5 protein-coding genes and 1 pseudogene are annotated in these 4,073 nt (G+C 71.9%); 1 reads left to right on the forward strand and 5 read right to left on the reverse strand.

Annotated elements, in window-relative coordinates; genetic code table 11:
* Positions 1-66 precede the first annotated feature (66 nt).
* The 4 genes from Q0112_RS06730 to Q0112_RS06745 are packed head-to-tail and all read right to left on the reverse strand — an operon-like array spanning position 67 to position 3,156.
* Positions 67-342: an AbrB/MazE/SpoVT family DNA-binding domain-containing protein gene (locus Q0112_RS06730; RefSeq protein ID WP_297973068.1), complete on the reverse strand. Its 276-nt coding sequence runs from the start codon at positions 340-342 to the stop codon at positions 67-69.
* A gap of 55 nt (positions 343-397) precedes the next feature.
* Positions 398-1,141 carry an ATP-binding cassette domain-containing protein gene (locus Q0112_RS06735; RefSeq protein WP_297973071.1) on the reverse strand — a complete coding sequence of 248 codons (744 nt, stop codon included), beginning with the start codon at positions 1,139-1,141 and terminating at the stop codon, positions 398-400.
* A gap of 1 nt (position 1,142) precedes the next feature.
* Complete coding sequence (locus Q0112_RS06740) at positions 1,143-2,159, reverse strand: ABC transporter permease (RefSeq protein ID WP_297973073.1); 1,017 nt, start codon at positions 2,157-2,159, stop codon at positions 1,143-1,145.
* A gap of 55 nt (positions 2,160-2,214) precedes the next feature.
* On the reverse strand, positions 2,215-3,156 hold the full coding sequence (locus tag Q0112_RS06745; protein WP_297973076.1) for a substrate-binding domain-containing protein: 942 nt from the start codon (positions 3,154-3,156) through the stop codon (positions 2,215-2,217).
* A gap of 150 nt (positions 3,157-3,306) precedes the next feature.
* Here Q0112_RS06745 and Q0112_RS06750 point away from each other — a divergent pair, with 150 nt between their 5' ends.
* Positions 3,307-3,930 carry an HAD family phosphatase gene (locus Q0112_RS06750; RefSeq protein ID WP_297973078.1) on the forward strand — a complete coding sequence of 208 codons (624 nt, stop codon included), beginning with the start codon at positions 3,307-3,309 and terminating at the stop codon, positions 3,928-3,930.
* Here Q0112_RS06750 and Q0112_RS06755 read toward each other — a convergent pair.
* A pseudogene (locus tag Q0112_RS06755) lies at positions 3,893-4,073 on the reverse strand (phosphonate metabolism protein); the annotation flags it as partial. The gene Q0112_RS06750 and the pseudogene Q0112_RS06755 sit on opposite strands and share 38 nt — an antisense overlap.

Raw genomic sequence — 4,073 nt, forward strand, 5'->3', positions numbered from 1 at the left:
AGGGCGCGGGCGCGCGGCGATTGCTCGGGGTGATCGCCCGTCAGGTAGCGGACGAGCAGATTGGTATCAATCGCGATCACGGCGCCGCCGGGCCTCGGCCATCACGGCAGCATCCATCTCCTCCAGCGACAGCGGCGGCCCCCGATGCGGCAACAGGCCGAAGACCGCCTCGGGGCGCGTTGCGGCGAAGGCCGGCGCCGGCCGCAGCAGCACGCCTTCCGGCGTCTCCTCGACGAGGAGCCGCGTGCCGGCATCCCAGTCTCGTCGCTCGCGGATCGCCTTGGGCAGGATCACCTGCCCCTTGGTCGAAACCGTCGTCGTCAGCCGCTCCGGCTTGCCCAACCGCCCGTCCTCCTCACGTAAGACGATGGTAAGATAGCCTCGCAGCCCGCGGCATTCAAGCCGCCTCGATCGCCCCGGTGATGAGCCCCGTCACCTCCTCGGGCGAGGTCTCCCCGATCGGCTTGTCGGCGACCTTGCGCCCCCGGCGCAGCACCGCCACCCGGTCGCAGGTCTCGAAGACGTCGGGCATCCGGTGGCTGATCAGGATGACCGCATGTCCCGCCGCCTTCAGCCGCCGGATCAGATCGAGCACCTCCGCCACCTGCCGCACCGAGATGGCGGCGGTCGGCTCGTCCATCAGCACCAGCTTCGGGTCGGCCAGCCGGGTCCGCGCGATCGCCACCGCCTGCCGCTGCCCGCCCGACATCGACTTCACCAGATCCCTCGGCCGCGTCTCCGACTTCAGCTCGGCGAAGAGCTCCCCCGCCCGCGCGTTCATCGCCGCCCGGTCGAGGAAGCGGAACGGCCCCAGCCGCCAGACGAGCTCCCGCCCCAGGAAGACGTTCAGCGCCGCCGTCAGATTGTCGCAGAGCGCGAGGTCCTGATAGACGATCTCGACCCCCTTCTCCCGCGCCTCCACCGGCCGCGCGAAAGTGACCTCCTCCCCGTCGATGCGCATCTCGCCCGCCGACGGCGCGAAGCTCCCGGCGATGATCTTGACCAGCGTCGACTTCCCCGCCCCGTTGTCGCCCATCAGCCCGAGCACCTCGCCGCGCCCGAGCTCGAGGTCGACCCCCTGCAGCGCCTGGATCGCCCCGAAATGCTTGGCGATCCCCTTGAGGCTCAGGACCGGCGCCACCTCACGCCCTCCGCCGGGCGGCGGCATACTGGTCGAAGGCCACCGCCAGCACCAGGATGACGCCGATCACGATCTGCTGGATGAAGGGCGAGACGTTGAGCAGCACCAGCCCGTTCCTGAGCACCCCGATCAGCAGCGCCCCGATCACCGTCCCGACCACGCCCCCGACCCCCCCGAAGAGCGAGGTCCCCCCGATCACCACCGCCGCGATCACGTCGAGCTCGAGCCCGATCCCCGCCACCGCCTCCGCCGAGTTGAGCCGCGCGGCGAGCAGGAACGACCCCAGCCCGCAGAAGAAGCCGACGATGACGTAGACGAGGAACTCCACCCGCCGGGTATTCACCCCGTTCGCGTTCGCCGCCGCGCCGTTGCCGCCCAGCGCATAGACATGCAGCCCGAAGCGCGTGTGCCGCAGCACCACGTGCGCGATCACCGCCGCGGCGGCGAAGATGATGACCGGCACCGGCACCCCCTCGATCCGCCCCTGCCCCCACCAGGTGAAGTCCGGCCCGAAGCCGCTGATCGGCCCGCCGTTCGAGAGCAGCAGCGCCGCCCCCCGCCACGCCGTCAGCCCCCCGAGCGTCACCACGAAGGGCGGCACCCTGAGCCGCGTCACCGCCCACCCCTGCAGCGCCCCGCAGGCCATCCCGACCGCGATCGCCGCCAGGAAGGCGACGATCACCGGGTTTCCCGCGTCCGCGCTCGCCCCGACCGCGAAGCGGCTCTCGAGCCCGCCCTTCGCGACATAGGCCGCGACCAGCCCGGTCAGCGCCACCAGCGAGCCGACCGAGAGGTCGATCCCCGCCGTCAGGATGACGAAGGTCATCCCGATGGCGATCAGCCCCGAGATCGAGACCTGCCGCAGCACGTTCATCACGTTGAGCGGATGCAGGAAGTTCGGCTGCAACGCCGCGAAGACGACGATCAGCAGCACGAGGAAGATCGGCGCCGAATAGCGCGCGAGAAGGTCGATGGGGTCGCGGCGCGCCGGCGCCTGCCCGCTGTGGCTGTGACTCATGGCGCTTCGCTTCCGCGCGCCGGGCCGCCCGCGGCGGCCCGGCAGCCCGACCGGATCAGCTCGCCTCGCCGAGCCGCTCGGCCTTGTCGAGATTGTCCTTGGTGATGGCGATCGGCGTCAGCAGCACCAGCGGCTCGGGCTTCACCCCCTCGCGCAGGAACTTCACCATCTCCTGCATGGCGAGCCGGCTCTGCCCGCCCGGCATCTGCTCGATCGTCGCGAGCAGCCCGCCGTCGCGCACGCTCGCCATCGCCTCGGGCAGCGCGTCGAAGCCGATGATCGCGATGTCGAGCCCCTGCTCCTGCGTCACCTGCAGCGCGCCGAGCGCCATGTCGTCGTTCGCCGCCACGATCACGTCCGGCGGCGAGGCGAGCCCGGCGAGGATCGCCTCGGTCACCGACGCCCCCTCCTCGCGGGCGAAGTTCGCCGTCTGCTCGGCGACGAACTCGTACTTGTCGTTGCCGTCGAGGATGTTGTGCAGCCCCTTGTTGCGGTCGATCGCCGGGCTCGCCCCGGGCTGGCCCTGCAGGTTCACGATCCTCGCCCCGTCGGGGAACTTCTCCATGATGAGGTTCGCCTGCGCCTCGCCGCCCTTCACGTTGTCGGCGCCGACGTGGCCGAGCACCTCGACCCCCTCGACCCGCCGGTCGATGGTGACGACCGGCACGCCCGCCTCGACCGCCGCGCCGACCGCCGGCGCCATCGCCACCGCGTCGAGCGGGCTGATGACGATCCCGTCCACCCCGCTCACCACCGCCGCCTCGACGCCCGCCGTCTGCTTCGGCGTCGAATTCTCCCCGTCGTTGTTGATGACCTCGATCCCGCCGAGCGCCTTCGCCTCGGCGTTGAGCTCGTTCTGCATGTGCACGAAGAACGGGAAGGTCAGGCTCGGCATCGAGGTCGCGATCCGCAGATCCTGCGCCTGCACCGGAGCGGCCGCCAGCATCGCCGCCAGCGCCGCCGGCGCCGCGAACGCCAGCACAGTCTTCAGGCCCATCGTCTCTTCCTCCCTGAAATCGCTCGCTTTCCGGCCGATCGCCGGCGCCGCGCGTTGGTACGTCGGCCGACGCACGCCGGAACTATTCGCGCCACCCCGATTCCCGTCAAGCCATTGCCTGCCGCCGCCCGTGCGGCTACCAGCGGCGCCATGTCCGACTCCGTCCTCATCTTCGACATCGGCAACGTCCTCATCCGCTGGGACGCGCGCCGCCTCTTCCGCCGGCTCCTGCCCGACGAGGCGGCGATCGACGCCTTCCTCGCCGAGATCGGCTTCGACGCCTGGAACCGCGAGCTCGACCGCGGCATCCCCTGGGACGAAGCCGTCGCCGCGCTCAGCGCCCGCCACCCCGGCCACGCCCCGGTCATCGCCGCCTTCCACCACCGCTGGCACGAGACCGTGCCGGGCCCGGTCGAGGGCGCGCCCGAGCTCCTCGCCGACCTCGCCGCCGCCGGCGTGCCGCTCTACGCCATCACCAACTTCTCCGGCGCGAAGTTCGCCGAGACCTGCTCCCGCTTCCCCTTCCTCACCGCGGCCTTCCGCGACGTCGTCGTCTCGGGCGACGAGGGCCTCCTCAAGCCCGACCCGGAAATCTACCGCCTCTGCCTCGCCCGCAACCGCCTCGACGCGGCGCGCGCGATCTTCATCGACGACAGCGCCACGAACGTCGCGGGCGCCGCCGCCGTCGGCATCGACGGCCTCCACTTCACCTCGATCCCCGCCCTCCGCGCCGCCCTCACCGCGCGCGGCTTCCTCCCAGCGGAAACCGCCTGACCAGCCGGAACCGCCCGTCCGCCCCCTCCCCGAAGCGGCAGATCTCCGCGACCGGCACCGGCCCCGCCACGACCGGCGCCAGCGCCCGCGCCAGGACCGCCCGCACTTCCGCGCGCAGCCCCTCCGCCAGCGGCCCGGTCAGC

The sequence above is a fragment of the uncultured Amaricoccus sp. genome, assembly GCF_937858865.1.
Taxonomy (GTDB): Bacteria; Pseudomonadota; Alphaproteobacteria; order Rhodobacterales; family Rhodobacteraceae; genus Amaricoccus.

What these genes read in the sequence shown, in the direction of transcription:
- Q0112_RS06740 (WP_297973073.1), bottom strand. Translation starts at nt 2,159, where the DNA reads ATGAGTCACAGCCACAGCGGGCAGGCGCCGGCGCGCCGCGACCCCATC.
- Q0112_RS06745 (WP_297973076.1), bottom strand. Translation starts at nt 3,156, where the DNA reads ATGGGCCTGAAGACTGTGCTGGCGTTCGCGGCGCCGGCGGCGCTGGCG.
- Q0112_RS06750 (WP_297973078.1), top strand. Translation starts at nt 3,307, where the DNA reads ATGTCCGACTCCGTCCTCATCTTCGACATCGGCAACGTCCTCATCCGC.